The sequence below is a fragment of the Corallococcus sp. 4LFB genome (assembly GCF_046520365.1).
Taxonomy (GTDB): domain Bacteria; phylum Myxococcota; class Myxococcia; order Myxococcales; family Myxococcaceae; genus Corallococcus; species Corallococcus caeni.
In genome coordinates this window covers 1-19,475 of sequence record NZ_JBKGHJ010000107.1, presented here as the reverse complement: position 1 = coordinate 19,475, position 19,475 = coordinate 1, and the positions used below count along the sequence as shown (strand labels likewise).

Below are 19,475 nucleotides of genomic sequence, written 5' to 3'. Positions count from 1 at the left end.
CGCGCTGGGCATCTGCCTCTATGACCTGCTGACGATTGCGCGCCCCTGGAGTGAACCTCCGGCCATGTTCCTGGGAGGCCGGTTGGAGTTGCCCTCGCCGCATTCTCTGAACCCTCAGGTGCCAGCGGCACTGGGCGCGGCTGTCCTCCATTTCGTTGCCCGGGACCCGGAGAAGCGGGCCCCCACAGCGGAGGTGATGAAGCGCGAGTTGGCGGCACTGCTGCCCGAGGTGGGAGTCGCGTGGAGGGAGCCCTTCCACGTCCCCAAGGCCCACATTCAACTCGCCCCCGAAGCGCTGCCTCTCGCGCTGTCACAAGAGGTGCCCGCCCCGGCTGCCTGGCGTGGACTCGCGACCGCACGAGGGCCATTCGTGGTAGCGCTCGCAGTGCTTCTGGGCGGCTTCGTGCTCTGGCGCTTCATGACGCCCTCGAAATCTCCTCCGGCTGCACAGCGAGCGCCGGTAACCCCCTCCTCCGCACGGCAGGAGGCCTCAGCGACGAAGCAACCGGTTTCCCCTCTAGCGCCCGTCACGAAGCCCCCTGAAGTAGCCTCTCCCGTGTCCGCACCCGAGCCGAAGGAAAGTCCTCCCGTGAAGCGCGCTCCCTCGCCCCTCTCGCCGCCGCCCGAATCCTCCAGGAAGCCAAAGCCTCTGGCCGTTTCCCAGGGGTGGCCCCCGGCGGAGTGGGGGGGCTTCCTCAAAACGTGCGCAGGCCTGACCGCCGCCGCCGCCCTCCAGATGGGATGCCCGGGAGCCCAGGTGCGTCCTGAATCCGCGGAATGCCCTGATGCCGCGCGCAAGGCGATGTTCAACATGAGGAAGGACGGCGGTCTTGGGATGCGGAAGGAGGCCACTGTCCCTTTCTGGGTGGACGCGCGCCAGAAGGGCATGGGGGATCTTGGGGTCTACCGCGAGGGGCCCGTGACGGGCGAAGTGTATACCGACGAAGTGTCCGCACTCCCCGAGGGCACGCTGCTTTCCGGCTACCTGTGGACGGGGAACAAGGACCGGTTGCTGGCGCGCTACACCGAAGCCCGACTTCCGAATGGCCAGAGGGTGCCGGTCTGCATCGAATTGGGGGATCGGTATGGTTCCGGTTGGCCCACCAGCGACGAGTCCAAGCCGGGCGAGATCGTGACCCGCCGTAATTTGGCCGGCATCGCCGTCGAACGTTGGCGTTGAAGCTCCTGCCAAATGTAACGCCTGTTTACGATTCAGCGTCCGTCCTCCTCACTCGGAGTGAGAGGGATTCCGGGGGACGTTGAACCCGCCGCGTCGTTCCCCACGGGGGGCTGCGAGCCCTACCTTGCACATTCCTTCGCGCGAACTCCTCCCGCGCAGGTGCAAGGGATATCCGCATGGCCCATCCATCCAACCCGCCGCTCTCCAGCGGCGTCGTGCTCTTCACGCAGGGGGACACCTCCTACGAATTCTTCCGGGACCTGGGAGCGGGTTGGCTGGGGGAGCGCGTCCTGCTCGCCTTTGTCCGGACGCCCCAAGGGCTGGGCGACTGCGTGGTGTTCAAGTGCATTCCCCTGCCGCAAGGCGAAGAGGTGTCCGAAGGATTCCAGTTCACGCGGACGCGCTTGGAAAAAGAGGTGCGGCTTTCGCGCTACCTCCAGCACCCGCGCATCGCGCGCGTCCTCTCCTTGATCCGCTCCTTCCTTGCCGCTGCCTCAAGCCGCGCGCTCGCCTCCTCCGCACCTGTTTGAGGGAACTCCGCGAAAGGACGGTGGAGCCTCCTCACCGTCACAGTGCCGACATGGGGGAATCATAGGTCGCGACTGCATCGTGCCCGCGCGGCCTGTAGGCTGGCGTTTCACGCAGGGGAAAGCCATGACCCGGTTCATCGACTTCCTAGAGCAAAACACGCTTCCTGCGCGCGTCATCGAACACGCGCATGTGTGGCTCCTGGAGCATCTCGCGCGCGAGAGCAGCGTGCTTCCCCTTCGCGCCACGGGCTCGTTTGAAGACGGGGACGCGCGAGTTCCTGCACGTGAGCACCGAGCACGCCGGGTGCGTCTGGCAGCGTCAGCCCGAGACGTTGTCTTTTGCGACAACGAGCTTCCGGTTTGGCTGTATCGGAGCTTCGGGTCGCCCGGGTTCTTCGAACGGAGTCTTCAGTCGCTCCTCGAGCAGCGAATCGCGCCCGTCGCCGACAGCCGGGCGAAAGCCGAGGGGGATGGCACCTTCCACTGCGAAACTGTCGCGCGCCCGTGGGGTACCGCGAAGCGGCATAAGCACATCTTTGATGCTGGCCTCCCGCATCGCACGAACAACTCAAGACTGACCCGTTACGAGGTGACGTCGAAGTTTCTCCGACTCGTTCATCCGGTGAACTGGTTCCTCTTTCCGGCGGGCTTAACGCGAGACGCCGAGCAGAACAGCGCGCCTGAATACCAGCATGTGGCCGCGGCATGGATGGCCCGAAGGTGCCCAGGCGTGTTTCGCGAATTCGTCGAACTGTCCCGTCCGGAAGGATTCGGGTGGAATCCCAACTGGCTCCAACTGGGGGAAGTGCACGCCGAGAAGCTGCGCATGCCGGAAGAGGCTCCCGTTCCTGCGGCGGCCGAAGCCGTTCGCGCCGTAATGTCACGGCTGGCGACTGCTACTCCTACGAACATCCGGTGCTTCGACATACGGGAGACTGCCACGGGGCGGTTCCACTTGGCCGACTTCGGCGTCTCGACCGGCGGCATCAATCGTGACATCCCGGTCGTCTTCCGAATCGTTGACCGGAGAGACAACGTCCTGCTCGAGTCCCAGCCCACGACTGCGGCTACCCTCCACATCGCCGCACGCGGCCGTGTGGACTACGACCGGGATGGCTTCCACCAGCGGGACATCGTTGTGCACGATTCGTCGAACGGTCAGGTCGCGCCTGCCAGCGCTATCGGCCGGCGCATACCTTGGAAACCGTGACAGTTTCGATTGAGCGAGTTCTTTGAACGTACCGGGGCAGGCCGCGCCCCACGTCGCTCCCCTCCGCCAGCAGCGTGGCAAGGTTCTCCCTCACCGCCTCGTACAGCACCGTCTCCTCCGGCTGCCTCCGCCGGGACGCGCCCCCCGCTCCTCCACCTGCCCCTCCCCAGCTCCACCTCGCCAGGGCACACGCTACCGCCAGCCTCTCAAGGGCTTCTCGTGAGCCCTACGAAACTGGGGAACTCGGGCCGCTCGCGCCCGTGAGCGGGTTGACCCTATGGGGCCGCATGTGCCCCCAGTGTGCCCCTCCAGCGGGGGTTTGCTATCGCCCTGCCCACGGGTTCAAGTCCCGTACTCCTCGCCAGGACGTGACCATGTATCTCCGAGCCTGCATCTCGCTTCTCCTCTTCCTCTCTGCCTGCGCGACGTCAGCGCCGAGCCCGAGCGCTCGCGTGGCGCGGAACCCGAGGATCGCCAATCTCCAGCGAGCGGCGATGCTGCCGTGGACTGACGGGGGGCGGTGCGTCGTCCACGAGGCTTCCCAGCCTTGGCCCGTGCTGGTGGAGCGCTGCTATCCGGCCCTCGACCATGACCGGATCGAGTTACGCGACACCACGGGGAGATGCACGGTCGCCTCAGCGGACGCGGCAGCCGTGGGGCTCGGGTTCTGCGTGCTGGCGGCTCCTGAGATTGCCGTGGGCGCCGTCATCGTGCTTGGCGCGGTGGTGGTCGCCGTCGCCATTCAAGAGGCGCTGGATGCCTATGAACTCCGCCACGCCTACCCCGAGGAAGCAGGGACCTCACGGGGAACGAAGGTGGCGTCCCGGGATGCCAAGACACAACGCAATCCCAGGCTGGAGCCCGAGCCGGCGGGGCAGGACAGGCAGCCCCCGGTGCCTCCTGTGCCCGTGGACCGGGCGGGCCGCGCCAGTTGCGAGCCTGTTCCCGTGCCCCACGCGGGCGGAGATGACCCTCATAATGAGTGCGCCGACAAGTTCCCTCCCAACCGTTATCCCGGAATGGACGTGCTCGTGGCCGGCGTGCGCTTCGATGCGCTGCAAGTGGGCGTGCGCGTGCTGTGGGAGATCAAGACCCATCAATTCGACACGTACAAAAAATTCATTCGGAGGCAGGAGATTGCGACGGAGTTGGAACAAATAGAAAAGGAGCAGGATGCGGCGGCTGCATGCGGCTATGGCTACGTGATCGGGGTGAGCACCCAAGCGCACAAAGACGCGCTGCTCGCTGTCCTTCCTGCCCTCAAGATCGCCGTCACGGGATGCAAGCGATGACAACTCGAAATGAACTTATTCTGGCCGTCTATGCGCCGGCGCTCGTGGCCAATGATGGCCGCACACTCGCTGTCGTCCGTGGCATGGAACGGGCGCTGCCTGGCTTGCGCCTGCAGTGGGAAGTGGGCGATGCAGGCCGCCCCATCGAGTTGCCGCAGCGCGACGCCTGGCTCGTTGAGGCGACAGCACGCGGAAAGCTCCCGCTCCTGTGCAATGGCGATGAGAGCTACCCCGTGACGGTTTCGGGACGGGGAAGATCGGGACGCCTCAGCCCGGGCGGTCAGCCGCAACTCCACGTTCATGCGGAGTTGCCTCTAGACGCGGCTGTTATCGCGGCAGCGGGGGAGATGCTGGAGCACGTCGGAGAGGGGGCACGCGCGTTCTGGGGGCATGCGACGCCGGATGCCGCCGCGCTGGACATCGCGTATCAGACTGCCCCCACGCTGGAAGGGCCGCCATCCCCACGTCGCGGGTTGCCCGCCCTGAAACTCTTCGATCACATCCCTGCGCCCGAGATCCCCTATTACCTCGGGTGGCTGAACTACTGGTCAGCCGCTACCGCACGAGCCATCGGTTTCCCAGACCCGGCCCGGGACGCGGACCTGCTTTCGCGAGCGCGTCGCACGGAGACGGGCGGGTGGGTCGTGCAACTTACCGACGCGCCGCTCGACCTGGACAACCCCGTCCACCTGGACGCGCTCCTGCGGACCTACGAGCGGTTCCCTGTGATTGGCGGTCGCTCGGCCCCTTGATGAACACGGCTTTCAAGGACCGTAGGGATACATGTTCATTTGATCCGCGATGAGCGGGCGGCAGAGCAGCAGGAGCTGTGGCTCGTCCACGAACGAGGACCTCCGCGCCTTGAGGAAACAGGACGCGGGATCATCCGAGGGCTGGGCGTACTGGCAGAGCTGGAGCGCTTGCGGATCCTCAAGGAACGCTCGCTCCTGGACCCGCTGGAAACACTTCGCCGGGGCGTCCGAACGGGCACCCTGGCAGAGCTGGGCCGCGACGCTCTCGCTCACCCCACTGCCTTCGCGCGCCGCTTCGAAGCAGGAGTATTGCGGCGCGCCCTCGGGCGGCTCCTCGAGTTGCCCCATCGCCGGAAACCCAAGCAGCGTGGCAGCCAGTCCCCAGGCTCCTCTCCATGGCCCTCGCTTCATCGTGCACCCCCAGGAGAAGATGGGGGAGGGCTGGCCCGCATGCGAGGGACGGACGGAAAGGCAGCCGACGTGCCCTGGCCGCTTCAGCCGTGCACGGTGCGACTGTCAGCGGGCACGGCCGCCCGGTCCTTCAGGCCGTAATCCCTCACGACGTGCGCCACGCGCAGGCGGTAGTCGCTGAACACGCCTTCGCGGCCCTCGCGCTGGGCTTCGCGGTGGGCCTCCAGGCGCCGCCACTCCGCCACCGCCGCCTCGTCGCGCCAGTAGGAGAGCGACACCAGCTTTCCTGGCGCGCTCAGGCTCTGGAACCGCTCGATGGAGATGAAGCCATCGATGCCCGCCAGCAGCGGCCGCAGCTCCGCCGCGAGATCCAGGTACCGCTGCCGATGCGCCTCGTGTGCCCAGACCTCGAAAATAACGGCAATCATCACAGTCCTCCCAGGACGCGGGTGTTGGTGGAAGCACGCCAGGTGACGGCGCCCGACAGCGGTGACAGGTCCAGCCCGGTCGCGAGCACGCGCTCCGCCGCCGCCGTGGCCATCGCCGTCGCCAGCAGCGGCCCCGGACAGGCATGCGCGCCCAGGCCGAAGGTGAAGGTCTGACGACCCACGCGCCGGGGCAGGAAGGCGTCGGGCCGCGGATTCTCCAGCGGATCCCGGTTCGCGGCGGCGAGCACGACGACCACGGTCGCACCGGCTTCCAGTTCCTGCCCCGCGACGATCGCCGCCGCGTGGGTGAAGCGCCGCGTGTTCTGGACCGGCGACTCGTGGCGAACCGCCTCCTGGACCACGTCGTCGAGCGTGCACTCGCCCCGGGAGAGCTGTTCCCGCAGCGCGGGCTCGCGAGCAATGGCCCGCAGCGTCGCCCCCAGGAGCCCGGCCGTCGCTTCATACGCCTGGGTGAGCAGGCCCACGGCGTTGGGGACGCGCAGCTCCTCCGCGCCAGGGCCCGACATGAGCCGGGCCGTGAACGCCGTCCTCGGTGTGGCCTGGAAACAGGCCGCCACGCGCTCGGTCAGCCTCGCCGCGCCATCGCTGCTCACGGTGGGCCCGGCGACCGAGCGGACATAGGCCTCCACGTCCCGCGCGGTCGCCTCCAGCGTGTCTTCCGCGAAGCCCAGCAGCGACGCCAGCACGAACACGGGGAGCTGGAGCGCCGCGTCCGGCAGCCGCGACAGGGAGGGCTTCGCGAACAGCCGCTCCGCCTGGCGCCGGCTCTCCGTCTCCACCTCCCGCAGCGCCTCCGGCAGCGCGCGCGACAGGGTCTGCTTCACGGCGGGGTAGGGGCCTCCGTCGTTCATGCGCACCAGCCGCCCGAAGAGGGCCCCCGCGGCGCTGCCCACCAGCTGCGGAGGCACGGGCTCGGCCTTCGGACGGACCCGGCAGTGCTCGCTCGTGAGCACGGCGCGCACGGTGGCCGCGTCCGCCGCGATCCATGGCCCGAACCCGGGGATGCGGTGCAGTCCGCCCGGGGCGCGAAGCTCCGCGTAGTACGGGTAGGGGTCGGGGTGGGTGACGGCCTGATACGGGTCGGTGGGCGGTGTCATCGGTCCTCGGTTCCGGGCACTCTCCTCCCGAAGCCCTGTCCGTGTGCTAGGAAATGGTTCGCCATGGACCGAACGATGAATGCAGGGCCGGACCTCACGACGCTGGCCGGAGCCGTGGGGGACGCCACGCGGATCCGGATGCTGGAGCTGCTCATGGAGGGACGTTCTCTCGTCGCCAAGGAGCTGGCGTTCGGCACGGGCGTCAGCCCCGCGACGGCGACCGCGCACCTCCAGCGGTTGGAGCAGGCCCGGCTGGTCCGCTCCACGAAGCAGGGACGCAACAAGGTGTTCCGCCTGGCCACGCCCACCGTGGCGCGGATGGTGGAAGCGTTGATGACGGTGGCGGTCCGGGGACCCCGTGCGTCAGCGACCCCGGAGCCCCTGCGGGCCGCGCGCTACTGCTACGACCACCTGGCGGGGCGGTTGGGCATGGGCATCACCGACGCGCTGCTCCGGGCCGGGCACCTGTCCCTCCGCCGCCGCGCCTTCGCGCTCACCCCGAGCGGCGAGGCCTGGTTCCAGGACTTCGGCATCGACCTGGAGCCCGTGCGTGAGCAGCGGCGCCACTTCGCCCACCGCTGCCTGGATTGGAGCGAGCGGCGCGACCACCTCGCGGGGGCGCTGGGCGCGGCGCTCGCCTCCCGGGTGTTCTCGCTGGGGTGGGTGGAGCGTCAGCCCGACTCCCGCGGCCTCATCGTCACGCCTGGAGGGCAGCGGGGGCTCAAGCGTCACTTCGGCGTGACGTAGGCCGCGGCGGAGGCGTCCGCGCGCTCCCGCGTGCGCTGGATGGCGACGGACACCGCCTCACCCACGACGCGGGAGAGGCCCTGGGCTTCCAGCGTCTTCAGCCCCGCCTCGGTGATGCCTCCCGGGGTCGCCACCTCCGCGATGAGCCGTGGCGTGGTGGCGTCCGGTTCGGCCAGCAGCTTCGCCGCGCCGATGAGCGTTCCCCGCGCGAGCTCCGCCGCCTCCGCCGCGTCCATCCCGTGCGCCATCGCGGCCTGGGCCAGCGCCTCCACGAACCGGAAGACATACGCGGGGCCCGTGCCGGACACGCCCGTGCACACCGTGAGCGCTTCCTCGGACACCCACAGCGGGCGGCCTGTCGCCGCGAAGAGGGACTCCGTGGCCCGCCGCGCGGTCTCCGTCACCCGCGTCCCGGGCGTCAGGGGCGTCACGCCCGCGCCCACGCGCACGGGCGTGTGGGGCATGGCGCGCAGCACGGAGACGCTGGGGGGCAGCGCCGCTTCCAGCTGCGCGAGCCGCACGTCCGCGGACAGCGACACCACCGCCTGCCCCGCCTCCAGGGCAGGGGAGATGAGCGCCATCAGCTCGCGCATCTGCGCCTGCCGGACCGCCAGCACGACCACCGCCGCGCCGCGCACCGCCTGCGCGTTGTCCATGAGGACGTGCACGCCGTGGCGGGAGCGCAGCTCCTCGCCGCGCTCGGGCCGGCGAACGGTGACGCGGAGGTCGGACGGGCGCGCGTGGCCGGAGCGCAGCAGCCCCTGGATGATGGCTTCGGCGAGCTTGCCGCCACCGAGGAGGGCGACGGGTGCGGGAACGGGGTGGGAGTCCATGGCCGGAGTCTACTCCTACAGCTTCACGCCCACGGTGGTCCGCAGCTGCGTGTCCAGCGGCGGCACCGTCGCGGGCGGCGCGCTGTCGTAGGTGAGGTTGAAGCCGATGCCCACCGTGACCCGGGGATTGGGCGTCACCGCGAACAGCGTCTCGTTGAGCACGCGCAGGTCGGAGGGGCGGGTGACGCGCGGCTGGAAGTAGACCGTCTCCACCAGCTGGATGTTCTCCATCAGCTTCACCCGGCCCAGCAGATAGCTGGACACGCGTGGATCCGTGTAGCGGTCTCCCGCGTCCGGCTCGCCGTCCTTGCGCAGCCGCTCGTGCTCCAGCATCAGCGCCACGCCGAAGGTGAGCCCCGTGGCCTCCTTGTTGAGCAGCACGAAGCGGGGACCCGCGCCCAGCAGGATCCGGAGCTGGAGCCGGCGGAACTCGTTGTACTCGTGCTGCGCGAAGGCCTCGCCCGACAGCAGGTCGCTGAACTTGCGCCGGTAGCGCACGTGCTCCAGCACCTGACTGACGATGCGCTCGCCGCTGGCGAACGAGTACTCACCCCGGATGACGCCCAGCCAGACGTCACGCTCCGAGCGCAGCTGGCCCACCAGCGAGCCGCGAATCGAGAACAGCTGCGTGCTGCCCGTTCGCCAGTCGCCGCCCAGCTCGATGGCCGCGGCCGGACCCAGCTCCGCCTTCTCGTCGAAGAGCGCCTGCACGTTGACGATCTGTGCCGCCGCGCCGCTCGCATGGAGCAGCACCACCAGCACCACCCACCCACCTCGCTTCAGGAAACCCATGTCCTACCGCTGTGCCTGCTTGCGCGCTCCTGATCAACCCCGTTGTGCGGTGCCCCGGCACGTCGGTCCGGCGCTTGACGGCAATCCCGGAGCGGAGCATGCCTGCGCCGTTCCCCTCGCCCTTCCCCTGTCCGGAGTCCGCCCATGCAGGTCCACATCATCGATGCCTTCACCCGCACCGCCGGTGCAGGAAACCGCGCGGGCGTGGTGCTCGACGCGTCCGCGCTGGAGGTCCCCATGATGCAGCGGACCGCCGCGGCCGTCAGCGCGTCGGAGACCGCCTTCCTCCTGTCCCGGCCCGGCGACGCCACGGTGCGCCTGCGCTACTTCACGCCCGTGGATGAGATCCCCTTCTGTGGCCACGCCACGGTGGCCACCTTCCACCTGCTCGCGGAGAAGGGGCTGCTGAGGAGCCCGGGGACGTACACGCTGGAGTGCCCCGGTGGCACGTTCGGCATCGAGCTGGAGTCCCGGGGGGCGCAAGGGACGCGCGTGTGGATCACCACGCCCCAGCCGCCCGCGCAGCCCAACCCCGTGGCGCTGGAGCCGCTGATGGCCACGCTCGGCGGAACGGCCGCGCAGGTGGACCCGACGCTGCCGGTGATCCGCCAGGGCCACCGGCTGGTGGTGCCGCTGCTGCGGCTCGCGGACCTGGAGGCCCTGACGCCGCGAGGCGCCGCGATGAACGCGCTGCTGATGCCGCACGGCCTGCGAGGCGTCTACCTCTTCACCCGCGAGGCGAAGGAGGAGGGGAGCGTGGCCCAGGCGCGCTACTTCGTCCCGGGGTTCGGCATCCTGGAGGACCCGGTGACGGGCTCCGCCGCGGGTCCGCTGGCGGCGTACCTCGCCGAGCACGGGAGCCTTCGCCTGCCAGCGGAAGGCGGCACGGTGGCGAGCCGCATCGAGCAGGGCGACACGCTGGGCAAGCCCGGCCGCATCGACATCCAGGTCACCGGGCGGCCGGGCCACATCGAGCGCGCCCGCGTGGGCGGCGTGGCGCTGACCGTGATGGACGCCACGCTGCTCGCGTAGCGGGGGCTCCCTCCAATGACAGACACCGGGGCTCGCCGGCCCCGGACCCTTGATGCCTCCCGGGGGCGCGGCCAACTTGGAGGATGGGATAATCCCATCCCCGCTCGAGTCACCGGGGCGGTCCAGCGGCCGGGCGCCAGCCGGACGCCACCGGGGGAGGACGTCAATGGCAACCGCGCACAAGAACCCGGGGGCCCAGGGGAAGCCTTCTTCCCCGCCCGCCGTGAAGAACGCCCAGCCCGAGGTGCAGGGCGGCGGCTCGCAGGCCCAGGAGCCCAGGACGGGCGCGGGCATCACCCGCCGCGAGTCCATTGCATCGGCCCTCGGCCGGGAGGCCGTGCCCGTGAGCCCGTTCGGACTGCTGCGGCGGATGCTGGAGGACATGGACCAGCTCGTCACCGGCTTCGGAGGCCGGGGCCTCGGCGTCCGCGGTGGCCTGGTGGATGAAGGCCTCTGGTCGCCGCAGGTGGACGTGCTGGAGCGGAACGGAAACCTCATCGTGAAGGCGGACCTGCCGGGCATGAAGCAGGAGGACATCCACGTCGAGCTGCTGAAGGACCTGCTCGTGATTGAAGGCGAGCGCAGCTTCGAGGTGGAGGAGGAAGAGGAGGCCGAAGGCGTCTGGAGCCTGGAGCGCGGCACCGGCTCCTTCCGCCGCGTCATCCCGATTCCGGAAGACATCGACATGGAGACGGTGCAGGCGAACTTCGAGAACGGCGTGCTGGAGATCTCCCTGAAGCTCCCGGAGCAGGTGATCCAGGGCAAGCGCATCGAGGTGAAGGGCGGCTCGAGCGAGAAGGCCCGGCTGAAGCCCGGGAAGCCCATCCACTGAAGGGACGGGCGCGCGGCTCAGTGCATGTGTCGGTGGCCCTCGTCCTCCACGACGGCCGCCGCCACCTTCTCCGCCGAGCCGCGCAGCTCCTCTTCGGGGGGCGAGTGCCAGGACTCGAAGGTGAACAGCTTCCGCATCAGCTTGCCGGCCTGATAGCCCGGCCGCAGGCCGATGGCGTCGAACATCCACGCCAGCGCCTCCTCCGCGAAGGTGGACCAGGACTCCTCACAGCCCGTGGCCTCCATGGTGAGGTTCATCGTGGTGACGATTCCCTCCGACAGCGCGAGCATCCGGATGTCGCGGTCGTCTGGCCCCGAAGGCAGGTTCCGCTTCAGCGCCTCGAAGTGGGCGTCCAGCTTGAACAGCCATTCGCGCGACCGCGCCAGCGCGTCGATGATGAGCTGGAGGTTGTATTCCACGTCCATGTTCGGGGTGGGCTTCTGCCTGAAGAAGCGGTGACACCAGCAGTAGCCGCCGAAGCTCTCATTGCCCAGGGACAGGCCCGTCTCCGTGTACCAGGGCCCCAGGTTCTGGTGGAGCAGTCTCTGGACGTGCTTGGCCATCGTGTCGTGCTGCTCGTCCGTGAGCTTGCGCGTCCCCGGGGGCACGCGCGGCGCCAGGTATTCACGCAGCAGGCGGATGAGCTTCTCCGGCTCATACCCATCCAGGCTGTCGCGGATGCGCAGCCAGTCGCCCAGCGCGGACCTGCTCATACGGCCACCTCCGCTACCCGCGCCGCCGCGGCCCGGAGGGCTTCCGGGGCGGGCGCGATCCACGACTCGAAGACGAAGGCGGTGTCCAACTGCTCCTGCGTGGCGTCCGACAGCGGCAGCCCCATCGCCTCGATGCACCACGACATGGCGTCCTGCGCGACCTGGTACCAGGTCTCCTCACAGGACGTCGTCTCCGCCGTAAACTCCACGGTCCGCACCAGCGCTTCCGCGAGCGCCTTCGCCCGGAGCGCCTTGTCTTCAGCCGCCAGCTCGAGCTGACGGCGCGAGGTCTGGTACACGCCGTCCAGCGCGTACAGAAACGAACGGATCCGCTCCAGCGACTCCAGCATGAGCTGGATGTTCGCATCCACGTCCATCGTCCGATGCGGCGGGTTCTGGTTGAAGAACGAGTGACACCAGCAATAGCCCCCCAGCACCTCGTTGCCCAGGGGCAGTCCGCTCTCGCTGTACCAGGGCCCCAGCTCGGCCTGGAGCAGGTCCTTCACGGCGTTCCTCGCCTGCTTGAGTTGGGAGGGATGGATGCTGCCGGACCGCAAGGGGGCCAGGACCTCTCGCAGCCGGGAGGCCAGCGATGGCGGCGCATAGGCATCCAGGCTGTCGCGGATGCGGCGCCACGTGAAAGCCGAAGCGTTGCTGCTCATTCGGGCACCTCGTTGCGGCACGGGGCGTCCGGCCCCGCGATGCTCCGGGCCAGCAGCCTTGCCAGCCGCGTGTAGTTCACCGCGTCCCCCGGATGCTTGGGCCACAGCACCACGGGCGCCAGCGGCGGCGTGGGCAGCCGGCCCCGGCGCAGCATGTATTCCAGCCACAGCCGCGCCGCGCGGGCGTTGCCGTCCGGGAAGGGATGGAAGAAACACAGGTCCAGGTACAACCGGGTGGCATGCGCCACCGGATGGCGTTCCTCCCGCGCGTCCGCCTCCACCTTCTCGCGGAAGGCCGCCTCCAGGCCGGGCACGTGCGCGTACCGGTGCGCGCCGCCCCACGCGAAGGCGTCCCCGGTGCGGAAGCCCGTGGGCCCGCCCAGCAGCTCCGACTGGACCTCCACCATCCGGGGGAAGGTCAGCGGCTCGCCCGCGTCCGCGAGTCTCCGCACCCGGCCCAGGGCCCGCTCGAAGCGCTCCGTCCGCGCCGGCCCCTGGGGTTCATGGGCCGGTGCGTCATGGCGGAGGAGGAAGTCCTCCTGGGCGCCCGTCTCCCGGAAGGGCTGCCTCGCCGCCGCCGCCAGGTCCGCCCGGAGCGCGGGCAGCGCCCAGTCCAGGGCGCGCGTGGCCTCCCGGTGGGGCGCGAGCTGCTCGGTGGAGGTGGGGGCTTTCACTCGGGGTCCGGGGTGAAATCGGGGGCGGGAAGCCCATCACGGAGCGGTCCGGGTGACAAACACCCCGGGCCGCGGGGCCCTCATGTGGGTCACGGAGTGGAGCCTGGGCGCACAATTGCGTAAACAAGCCGTTCTCGCAGGGAGAAGGCACTGAATGAAGACGTTCCTCGTGGTCAACCCGCGCAGCGCCAACGGGCAGACGGGGAAGCGCTGGGTGGAGATCTCCGCGCTGGTGGGCAAGGTGCTCGGTGAGTTCGGGCACGGCTTCACCAGCGGCGGCATGGATGCGGCGCGTCTGGCGCGGCAGGCCATCGACGACGGCTATGAGTGCATCGTCGCGGTGGGGGGCGACGGCACCCTCAACGAGGTCACCAACGGCTTCTTCCGCGACGGGCAGGTCATCAACCCCCAGGCCACGCTGGCCCTGCTGCCCCGGGGCACCGGCGGCGACTTCCGCCGCACCTTCGGGTGGGACCTGGAGCTGACGTCCGCGCTGGAGCGGCTGCGCACGCAGACGACGGAGCCCTTCGACGTGGGGCGGCTGGAGTTCATCGACAACGACGGCAACCCGGCCACGCGCTTCTTCGCCAACATCGCCTCGTTCGGCGTGAGCGCGGTGGTGGCCCGCGAGGTGAACCAGGGCAGCAAGGCGCTGGGCGGCAACCTGAGCTTCATGTGGGGCACCGTGAAGGGCCTCCTGAAGTACCAGGAGCGGCAGGTGCGCCTCACGGTGGATGGCGGCACGCCGGAGACGGTGAGCGTCACCGCGGTGGCGGTGGCCAACGGGCGCTACTTCGGCAGCGGCATGTTCGTCGCGCCGGACGCGGTGACGCACGACGGCCTCTTCGACGTCACCATCTGGTCCAACTACGGCCTGTCCGACTTCGTCCTCAAGTCCAAGGGCGTCTACAACGGCGACCACGTCACCTGGAAGGGCACGCGGCGGCTGCGCTGCCGCACCATCCACGCGGAGTCGGAGGACGGCGACGTGTTCCTGGACGTGGACGGCGAGACGCCGGGCCGGCTGCCCTGCACCATGACGATGTTGCCCGGCGCCATCCGCCTCAAGGTCTAGCGCCGGAGCGGGGCGGGCGCGGCGCGTCACGGGGCTGGTGAAGACGGCCCGCTGCGCCGGGTCCACCTCGATGCCCCCAGCCGGACGCTGCAATCACGGTCAAGCTCTACGGACGCAGTGCGGAGAGCACTGGCTTGAAGGACTTGCAGCGCTTCGACTGAGTTTGCATTTGGACGCCTTGCCAATCACAGACCGTCTCGTCGGGAGGAAGACAGGCCGTGCGTGCCCGTCTGCCTGGGGGGCGTGCCAGAAACCTGGAACGTCGCCCTGATTCCAGGCAACCTGCTGCATCGCCTGGGCTCCGGGGTTACTCCCAGGGGCCCGCCTCGGTTTTCCGCCCCGGGAGAGGAGCTGAACGCATGAGCGCATCGCGACGACCCGCGCAGTTCGACCTCTTCACCGGCGCGGTGGAGGAGCCGCCCGTGTCCTCGCGGCGCCGGACCCAGCCGGTAGGGCCCGCCGAGCCGTCCGACAGCCTGCGCATGCTGGGCGAGCAGCTCCCCCAGGGCGTCTACCTGGGCACGTCGTCGTGGACCTTCCCGGGCTGGGACGGCCTCGTCTACGACCACGAGGCCAGCACCACCCAGCTGGCGCGCGAGGGCCTGGCCGCCTACGCGCACCACCCGGTGCTGCGCACGGTGGGCATCGACCGGACGTTCTACGCGCCCGTGCCGGCGGCCACCTTCGCCGAGTACGCCCAGCAGGTGCCGGACGGCTTCCGCTTCCTGGTGAAGGCCCACGAGGCCTGCACGCTGGCGCGCTTCCCGGTGCACGAGCGCTACGGCGCGCACCGGGGGCAGGTGAACGACCGGTTCCTCCAGGCGGCCTACGCGGTGGACCACGTGGTGGCGCCGTTCCTGGAAGGGCTGGGGGACAAGGCGGGCCCGCTCGTCTTCCAGTTCCCGCCGCAGGACCCCGCGGCGCTGGGCGGCGCGGGCCGCTTCGTGGAGCGGCTGCACGCGTTCTTCTCCGCGCTGCCGAAGGGCCCGCTGTACGCGGTGGAGGTCCGCAACGAGGAGTTGCTCACGGAAGCCTTCGCGCAGGCGCTCGCGGACACGGGCGTGAGCCCGGTGCTCGCGGTGTGGGCCCACATGCCGCCCGTCGCGCGGCAGGCGAAGCTCACGCGCGCCTTCGAGGCCCGCGCGGTGGTGGTGCGCTGGATGCTGCCGCCGAACCTGGGCTACGAGGAGGCCTACGCCCGCTACGCGCCCTTCAACCGGCTGGTGGACGAGGACGTGGGCACCCGCGACGTGCTGGCCCGCGTGTGCATGGCGGCCGTGCGGCGCGAGCGCCCCGTCTTCGTGACCATCAACAACAAGGCGGAGGGCAGCGCGCCCCTGTCCGCCGTCCGGCTCGCGGAACGCGTCGTGTCACACAAGGAGGAGGGCGGCCAGCGAAGCGTTGCGCACGCAACATGACTTGCGCGCGAGCACGGCGCTTGCTTACGTGAAAGCCCATGAAGGCGATGACCCTGGCTGCACTGCTGATGCAGATGACCTCCGCCGGGGGTGCCGGCTCGGAAGGCAAGCGGGCGGGCAACCACGTCGACGAGGCGAACGCCCACTCCCAGGGCGCGGTGAAGGAGGAGATGACCTCGCTCAAGGGGGAGATCACCAGCCTCAAGGAACAGTTCCGGCTCGCGCGCGAGCGCCAGCGTCTGGCGGCCGAGGAGAAGCACCGCCAGGAGGAGGCCCGCTACGGTGTCACGCCGAAAGCCACTCCCACCCCTGCCTCCGGAGGGTCCGGAGCCTCCGCCCACGCTCGATGAGCTGGGGGCGGTAGAAATTCCGGTCGATGGGAACCTCGACCTGCATCTCTTCCAGCCTCGCGAGGTGAAGGAGCTCGTCACCGAGTACCTCTGGGCCTGCCGCCAGAAGGGCGTGCTGGACGTGCGCATCATCCACGGCAAGGGGACGGGCGCGCTGCGGCGCACCGTGCAGTCCCTGCTGCCCACGCTGCCGGAAGTGGAGGGCTTCCAGACCGCCTCCGAGGCGGACGGAGGCTGGGGCGCGACGTGGGTGCGGCTCAAGCCCCTCTAGCGGGGAGGGGCCGTGGCCGGAGGCTTCAGGACAGCCAGAAGTACGCGGAGGCGATGAGGGTGCGCTTCTCCGTCACGCGCCCCTTGTTGGCCAGCTCCGCCAGCTGCCGGTCCTTGGACGCGTAGCGCTTCTCCTCTTCGTTGCGCAGCGACGCCAGCTTGCGGCGGTAGTCGCGCTCCAGGCGGTCCGAGTGCGCCCGCGCCTTCGCGCGCTCCGCGACGTCCTCGATGCCGGAGACGTCCTTGCGCGCGTCGAACCACGCCTGGCGGGCGGCCTCCACCACCTCGCGAGACTCCATCAGGCAGTCCTCGACGTAGCGGTCCGCGCGCTCCTTGGCCTTGTCCAGCTCCAGCGCGTTGCGCCGTTCCGCGGCCCGAATCAGCTCATCCTTGGCGGTCATGAGCGACTGCTCTTGCATGAGCTGGACCGACACCGGCGCGGGCTGCCGCCGCTTCTCCTCCTTGGCGTCGAGCTTCGTGAAGTGGACACCGTCCGTCAGCGGCAGGGCGCGGAAGCCGCCGTCCCGGTCCTTCACCAGCACCAGGTGGACCAGCTTCTCCTCCGGCTTGAGGCCGGTGGTCTCGAACTTGTAGACGAACCACCAGCCCTCGCTGCCGGCCAGCCGCGCCAGCCGTGAAGGCAGGCCCGCCGCGTCCAGCTGCAGGTAGCTGACGGTGTCCTGGGTGCGGTCGCGCACCGCGTAGGCGGCCTTGGCCACCTGGAGCCGTCCGGAGGTGCGGCTGCCCAGCACGGAGCCGGTGAGCGCCTTCGCCTCCTGCTGGCGCTTGGCCACCACCTCCTTGGCCGCGTCTCCCGCCACGCGCAGCCGGCGGCGCACGTCGCCGTCGAAGCGCTCCAGCACCACGGAGCGCATCGACGTCATGCGCTGGTTGATGCTGCCCTCCAGCTCCTCGCGCAGCTTGTCGAAGGCGACGTTGATGTCCTTCGGGTCGCGGCAGGACTGGTAGATGTCCAGCACGCGGCGCTCGAAGTCGACGCCGCTCTCCAGCGCGCCCAGGATTTCATCCGACGCGCCGAACACGCCGTCGAAGAGGTTGAGCTTCTTTTCCAGGAGCTCGAACAGGCGCGCGTCCGCCGCGTTCTGCCGGTTGAGGAAGTTCACCACCAGCACGTCGCGCTGCTGGCCGTAGCGGTGGCACCGGCCGATGCGCTGCTCCACGCGCTGCGGGTTCCACGGCAGGTCGTAGTTCACCACCAGGTTGCAGAACTGGAGGTTGAGGCCCTCCGCGCCGGCCTCAGTGCAGATGAGGATCTGCGTCTTGTGGCGGAACTCCTCCACCAGCGCCCGGCGCTCCTCGGGCGTGCCGCCGGCGTCGCCGGACAGGAGGGAAATCTTGTCCTTGTACCCGTGCTCCGACAGCAGGTTGAAGAGGTACTGCTGCGTGCGCTTGGACTCCGTGAAGATGAGCGCCTTCTCCGGCCAGGAGTGCGTGCGCATCACCGCGAAGGTGCGGTCCAGCGCGCGCTTGAGGGCCTCACCCTTGGCGTTGATGCGGATGGAGTCCGCGAGGTCCGCGTACTGCCGCAGCTCCCAGACCTCCTGCTCCAGCGTGCGGACCTGGGGCGCCTTGGCGGGGTCGTCGGACCACTCCTCGCCTTCCTCCACGAACTGCCTGGCCTCTTCCGGCTCGAAGAGCGACAGGGCCTGCTGTCCCAGCCGCGCGGCCGTCAGGCGCTTCTCCAGGTTCTCCGACAGCCGCCGCAGCGTGGGCGCGATGGCGAACGTGGAGGAGGCCAGGAGCTTGCGGTAGCACAGCGTCAGGAGCGTCTTCTTGCCCGGCTCGATGGCCGCGGCCTCCGAGCGCTGCAGGTACTCACTGACCTTCTCGTAGAGGTCGTGCTCCTGGGGGGACGGGTGGAAGTCCTCCACGATGCTGCGGCGGTTGGTGTAGCGGACGTATTCGCGCACCTGCCGGCGCAGCGTGCGCTGCACCACCGGGGCCAGCCGCTCCTTCAGTTCGCATGCGGCGGCCTCCGTCATGCCGCCGCCCTCGTCGGCGCGGTAGCGGCTGCGGAAGGCGTGCTCGGGGCCCAGAATCTGCTCGTCCAGCAGCGACATCAGGCCGAACAGCTCCATCAGGTCGTTCTGGAGCGGGGTGGCGGTGAGCAGCAGCTTGGGGCGGCCCGCCAGCGACGCGCGCAGCGCCTGGCCCGTCTTGTTGTTGGGCCGGTGCGCGTTTCGCAGGCGGTGGGCCTCGTCGATGATGACCAGGTCCCAGGGAATCTCCGACACGAGCGCGGACTTGTTCGCCGCGAACGGGTGCGAGCAGATGACGGGGAAGGGCTGGTCGAAGCAGTTGTTGTGCTTCTTCACGTCGCGGCCGTCGACGAGGACGCTGTCCAGGTCGAACTTCTCGCGCAATTCTGCATTCCACTGCGCGCGCAGCACCGCCGGGGCCAGGATGAGGATGCGGTTCTTGCCCTCGGCCATGAGCTGGGCGACGACGAGGCCCGCCTCGATGGTCTTCCCCAGGCCCACCTCGTCCGCCAACATGCAGCCGCCGCGCGACAGCGCGTCCAGCGCGAACATCGCCGCTTCGACCTGGTGGGGGTTGAGGTCCACCTTCGCTTCGGCCAGCGCGTTGGCCAGCCGCTGCTGCGTGTCACCGCTGCGCGCCAGCAGCTCCTCGGCGAGGAGCCGCTCGTGGAAGGGCGTCAGCCCCGCCTCCACCAGCTCCTCCGCGGCGCGGGCCGCGATGGCCGCGGCGTCCGCCTCCACTTCCAGCTTCAAACCCCTCGCTACCTCCGCCAAGTCCCGCCTCCCGTCCGGTTTGGAGCGTGCGCGCGTGCGCGCGAACAGTTGAGGCGCGCCATTCTGGGCAGCGATCGGCATCTGTAAAGGGGGTCCTCCCGGAGGCCGAAAACTCGGCCTCCGCGCGATTGGCAAGCGTGGCGTTCGGCGGAACGCCACGCGCGTGCGCGTGCGCCGGAGTGCTCCAAAAGGCTTGACGAATGCGACAGGACTCCTCAGAGCCGCCCGCGCGCCTTCACGTCCAGGTACACGTTGAGTGCAGCGGCGCCGAAGCCGCGTGCCGGTGCGCGCACCACCAGCGCCCCGCGTCGCGCAGCGTGGTGGCGTGCGGCGGTACTCGGCCTCCATGCGGGCGGCGGCCTGGCGCGCGTAGGCGGCAGGG

Annotated in this window: 21 protein-coding genes and 1 pseudogene; 12 read left to right on the top strand and 10 right to left on the bottom strand. The window is 69.7% G+C overall.

The window, feature by feature from the left end:
- The first annotated feature begins 757 nt into the window (after nucleotides 1-757).
- The 5 genes from ACLEQD_RS14265 (at nucleotide 758) to ACLEQD_RS14245 (ending at nucleotide 4,964) form a co-directional block, all read left to right on the top strand.
- Nucleotides 758-1,180: a hypothetical protein gene (locus ACLEQD_RS14265; RefSeq protein ID WP_410384413.1), complete on the top strand. Its 423-nt coding sequence runs from the start codon at nucleotides 758-760 to the stop codon at nucleotides 1,178-1,180.
- A 176-nt stretch (nucleotides 1,181-1,356) separates the two neighbouring features.
- Entirely contained in the window at nucleotides 1,357-1,710 is a 354-nt protein-coding gene (locus ACLEQD_RS14260; RefSeq protein WP_410384411.1) for a hypothetical protein, read from the top strand.
- Nucleotides 1,711-1,834: 124 nt separating this feature from the next.
- Nucleotides 1,835-2,920: a hypothetical protein gene (locus ACLEQD_RS14255; RefSeq protein ID WP_410384409.1), complete on the top strand. Its 1,086-nt coding sequence runs from the start codon at nucleotides 1,835-1,837 to the stop codon at nucleotides 2,918-2,920.
- A gap of 374 nt (nucleotides 2,921-3,294) precedes the next feature.
- A complete protein-coding gene (locus ACLEQD_RS14250) occupies nucleotides 3,295-4,212 on the top strand; it encodes a DUF6310 domain-containing protein (RefSeq protein WP_410384407.1) in 918 nt (305 codons plus the stop codon).
- The gene (locus ACLEQD_RS14245; RefSeq protein ID WP_410384406.1) at nucleotides 4,209-4,964 is read left to right on the top strand and encodes a DUF5953 family protein; all 756 of its coding nucleotides are present in this window, start codon (nucleotides 4,209-4,211) and stop codon (nucleotides 4,962-4,964) included. The genes ACLEQD_RS14250 and ACLEQD_RS14245 overlap by 4 nt, the downstream gene beginning before the upstream one ends.
- 12 nt (nucleotides 4,965-4,976) lie before the next feature.
- Here ACLEQD_RS14245 and ACLEQD_RS14240 read toward each other — a convergent pair whose 3' ends face one another.
- The 3 genes from ACLEQD_RS14240 to ACLEQD_RS14230 all read right to left on the bottom strand — a co-directional run bounded on the left by ACLEQD_RS14240 (nucleotide 4,977) and on the right by ACLEQD_RS14230 (nucleotide 6,921).
- A complete protein-coding gene (locus ACLEQD_RS14240) occupies nucleotides 4,977-5,312 on the bottom strand; it encodes a hypothetical protein (protein WP_410384404.1) in 336 nt (111 codons plus the stop codon).
- Between the two features lie 146 nt (nucleotides 5,313-5,458).
- On the bottom strand, nucleotides 5,459-5,803 hold the full coding sequence (locus ACLEQD_RS14235) for an antibiotic biosynthesis monooxygenase family protein (RefSeq protein ID WP_410384402.1): 345 nt from the start codon (nucleotides 5,801-5,803) through the stop codon (nucleotides 5,459-5,461).
- Nucleotides 5,803-6,921, bottom strand: a complete 1,119-nt coding sequence (locus ACLEQD_RS14230) for a cytochrome P450 (protein WP_410384400.1) — start codon at nucleotides 6,919-6,921, stop codon at nucleotides 5,803-5,805. Before ACLEQD_RS14230 ends, ACLEQD_RS14235 begins: the two co-directional genes overlap by 1 nt.
- Before the next feature lie 63 nt (nucleotides 6,922-6,984).
- Here ACLEQD_RS14230 and ACLEQD_RS14225 point away from each other — a divergent pair, with 63 nt between their 5' ends.
- The gene (locus ACLEQD_RS14225) at nucleotides 6,985-7,668 is read left to right on the top strand and encodes an ArsR/SmtB family transcription factor (RefSeq protein ID WP_410384398.1); all 684 of its coding nucleotides are present in this window, start codon (nucleotides 6,985-6,987) and stop codon (nucleotides 7,666-7,668) included.
- Here ACLEQD_RS14225 and proC read toward each other — a convergent pair.
- Nucleotides 7,650-8,501, bottom strand: coding sequence for a pyrroline-5-carboxylate reductase (gene proC, locus ACLEQD_RS14220; RefSeq protein WP_410384396.1), 852 nt, complete (start codon nucleotides 8,499-8,501; stop codon nucleotides 7,650-7,652). The genes ACLEQD_RS14225 and proC overlap by 19 nt on opposite strands.
- Nucleotides 8,502-8,516: 15 nt before the next feature.
- Nucleotides 8,517-9,293, bottom strand: coding sequence for a YdiY family protein (locus ACLEQD_RS14215; protein ID WP_410384394.1), 777 nt, complete (start codon nucleotides 9,291-9,293; stop codon nucleotides 8,517-8,519).
- 144 nt (nucleotides 9,294-9,437) lie between these two features.
- Here ACLEQD_RS14215 and ACLEQD_RS14210 point away from each other — a divergent pair, with 144 nt between their 5' ends.
- Together ACLEQD_RS14210 and ACLEQD_RS14205 are read left to right on the top strand one after the other, a co-directional pair.
- Entirely contained in the window at nucleotides 9,438-10,325 is an 888-nt protein-coding gene (locus ACLEQD_RS14210; protein WP_410384392.1) for a PhzF family phenazine biosynthesis protein, read from the top strand.
- A 166-nt stretch (nucleotides 10,326-10,491) separates the two neighbouring features.
- Nucleotides 10,492-11,157 (top strand): Hsp20/alpha crystallin family protein, encoded by a 666-nt coding sequence (locus tag ACLEQD_RS14205; RefSeq protein WP_410384390.1) that lies wholly within the window; start codon nucleotides 10,492-10,494, stop codon nucleotides 11,155-11,157.
- A gap of 17 nt (nucleotides 11,158-11,174) precedes the next feature.
- On the opposite strand, the gene ACLEQD_RS14200 is transcribed toward ACLEQD_RS14205, so the two are convergent.
- The 3 genes from ACLEQD_RS14200 to ACLEQD_RS14190 are packed head-to-tail and all read right to left on the bottom strand — an operon-like array spanning nucleotide 11,175 to nucleotide 13,206.
- Nucleotides 11,175-11,870, bottom strand: coding sequence for a hypothetical protein (locus ACLEQD_RS14200; protein WP_410384388.1), 696 nt, complete (start codon nucleotides 11,868-11,870; stop codon nucleotides 11,175-11,177).
- On the bottom strand, nucleotides 11,867-12,532 hold the full coding sequence (locus ACLEQD_RS14195; protein WP_410384386.1) for a hypothetical protein: 666 nt from the start codon (nucleotides 12,530-12,532) through the stop codon (nucleotides 11,867-11,869). Before ACLEQD_RS14195 ends, ACLEQD_RS14200 begins: the two co-directional genes overlap by 4 nt.
- Nucleotides 12,529-13,206, bottom strand: coding sequence for a Fic family protein (locus ACLEQD_RS14190; protein WP_410384384.1), 678 nt, complete (start codon nucleotides 13,204-13,206; stop codon nucleotides 12,529-12,531). Before ACLEQD_RS14190 ends, ACLEQD_RS14195 begins: the two co-directional genes overlap by 4 nt.
- Before the next feature lie 154 nt (nucleotides 13,207-13,360).
- On the opposite strand from ACLEQD_RS14190, the gene ACLEQD_RS14185 reads away from it, so the two are divergent.
- The 4 genes from ACLEQD_RS14185 to ACLEQD_RS14170 all read left to right on the top strand — a co-directional run bounded on the left by ACLEQD_RS14185 (nucleotide 13,361) and on the right by ACLEQD_RS14170 (nucleotide 16,320).
- Complete coding sequence (locus ACLEQD_RS14185; protein ID WP_410384382.1) at nucleotides 13,361-14,281, top strand: diacylglycerol/lipid kinase family protein; 921 nt, start codon at nucleotides 13,361-13,363, stop codon at nucleotides 14,279-14,281.
- A 359-nt stretch (nucleotides 14,282-14,640) separates the two neighbouring features.
- A complete protein-coding gene (locus tag ACLEQD_RS14180) occupies nucleotides 14,641-15,699 on the top strand; it encodes a DUF72 domain-containing protein (RefSeq protein ID WP_410384381.1) in 1,059 nt (352 codons plus the stop codon).
- Between the two features lie 38 nt (nucleotides 15,700-15,737).
- On the top strand, nucleotides 15,738-16,049 hold the full coding sequence (locus ACLEQD_RS14175; protein ID WP_410384379.1) for a hypothetical protein: 312 nt from the start codon (nucleotides 15,738-15,740) through the stop codon (nucleotides 16,047-16,049).
- Nucleotides 15,982-16,320, top strand: coding sequence for a Smr/MutS family protein (locus ACLEQD_RS14170; RefSeq protein WP_338268224.1), 339 nt, complete (start codon nucleotides 15,982-15,984; stop codon nucleotides 16,318-16,320). Before ACLEQD_RS14175 ends, ACLEQD_RS14170 begins: the two co-directional genes overlap by 68 nt.
- Nucleotides 16,321-16,345: 25 nt before the next feature.
- Here ACLEQD_RS14170 and ACLEQD_RS14165 read toward each other — a convergent pair whose 3' ends face one another.
- Together ACLEQD_RS14165 and ACLEQD_RS14160 are read right to left on the bottom strand one after the other, a co-directional pair.
- Nucleotides 16,346-19,066, bottom strand: a complete 2,721-nt coding sequence (locus ACLEQD_RS14165; RefSeq protein WP_410384415.1) for an SNF2-related protein — start codon at nucleotides 19,064-19,066, stop codon at nucleotides 16,346-16,348.
- Between the two features lie 242 nt (nucleotides 19,067-19,308).
- Nucleotides 19,309-19,475 (bottom strand): annotated as a pseudogene (locus ACLEQD_RS14160) (DUF58 domain-containing protein); the annotation flags it as partial.

Bases quoted from the DNA above. Each gene is read 5' to 3' on its own strand.
- ACLEQD_RS14255 (WP_410384409.1), top strand. From the start codon at position 1,835: ATGACCCGGTTCATCGACTTCCTAGAGCAAAACACGCTTCCTGCGCGC.
- ACLEQD_RS14260 (WP_410384411.1), top strand. From the start codon at position 1,357: ATGGCCCATCCATCCAACCCGCCGCTCTCCAGCGGCGTCGTGCTCTTC.
- ACLEQD_RS14235 (WP_410384402.1), bottom strand. From the start codon at position 5,803: ATGATTGCCGTTATTTTCGAGGTCTGGGCACACGAGGCGCATCGGCAG.
- ACLEQD_RS14245 (WP_410384406.1), top strand. From the start codon at position 4,209: ATGACAACTCGAAATGAACTTATTCTGGCCGTCTATGCGCCGGCGCTC.
- proC (WP_410384396.1), bottom strand. From the start codon at position 8,501: ATGGACTCCCACCCCGTTCCCGCACCCGTCGCCCTCCTCGGTGGCGGC.
- ACLEQD_RS14175 (WP_410384379.1), top strand. From the start codon at position 15,738: ATGAAGGCGATGACCCTGGCTGCACTGCTGATGCAGATGACCTCCGCC.
- ACLEQD_RS14195 (WP_410384386.1), bottom strand. From the start codon at position 12,532: ATGAGCAGCAACGCTTCGGCTTTCACGTGGCGCCGCATCCGCGACAGC.
- ACLEQD_RS14250 (WP_410384407.1), top strand. From the start codon at position 3,295: ATGTATCTCCGAGCCTGCATCTCGCTTCTCCTCTTCCTCTCTGCCTGC.
- ACLEQD_RS14200 (WP_410384388.1), bottom strand. From the start codon at position 11,870: ATGAGCAGGTCCGCGCTGGGCGACTGGCTGCGCATCCGCGACAGCCTG.
- ACLEQD_RS14185 (WP_410384382.1), top strand. From the start codon at position 13,361: ATGAAGACGTTCCTCGTGGTCAACCCGCGCAGCGCCAACGGGCAGACG.
- ACLEQD_RS14225 (WP_410384398.1), top strand. From the start codon at position 6,985: ATGGACCGAACGATGAATGCAGGGCCGGACCTCACGACGCTGGCCGGA.
- ACLEQD_RS14205 (WP_410384390.1), top strand. From the start codon at position 10,492: ATGGCAACCGCGCACAAGAACCCGGGGGCCCAGGGGAAGCCTTCTTCC.
- ACLEQD_RS14180 (WP_410384381.1), top strand. From the start codon at position 14,641: ATGAGCGCATCGCGACGACCCGCGCAGTTCGACCTCTTCACCGGCGCG.
- ACLEQD_RS14210 (WP_410384392.1), top strand. From the start codon at position 9,438: ATGCAGGTCCACATCATCGATGCCTTCACCCGCACCGCCGGTGCAGGA.
- ACLEQD_RS14215 (WP_410384394.1), bottom strand. From the start codon at position 9,293: ATGGGTTTCCTGAAGCGAGGTGGGTGGGTGGTGCTGGTGGTGCTGCTC.
- ACLEQD_RS14240 (WP_410384404.1), bottom strand. From the start codon at position 5,312: ATGGGGCAACTCGAGGAGCCGCCCGAGGGCGCGCCGCAATACTCCTGC.
- ACLEQD_RS14230 (WP_410384400.1), bottom strand. From the start codon at position 6,921: ATGACACCGCCCACCGACCCGTATCAGGCCGTCACCCACCCCGACCCC.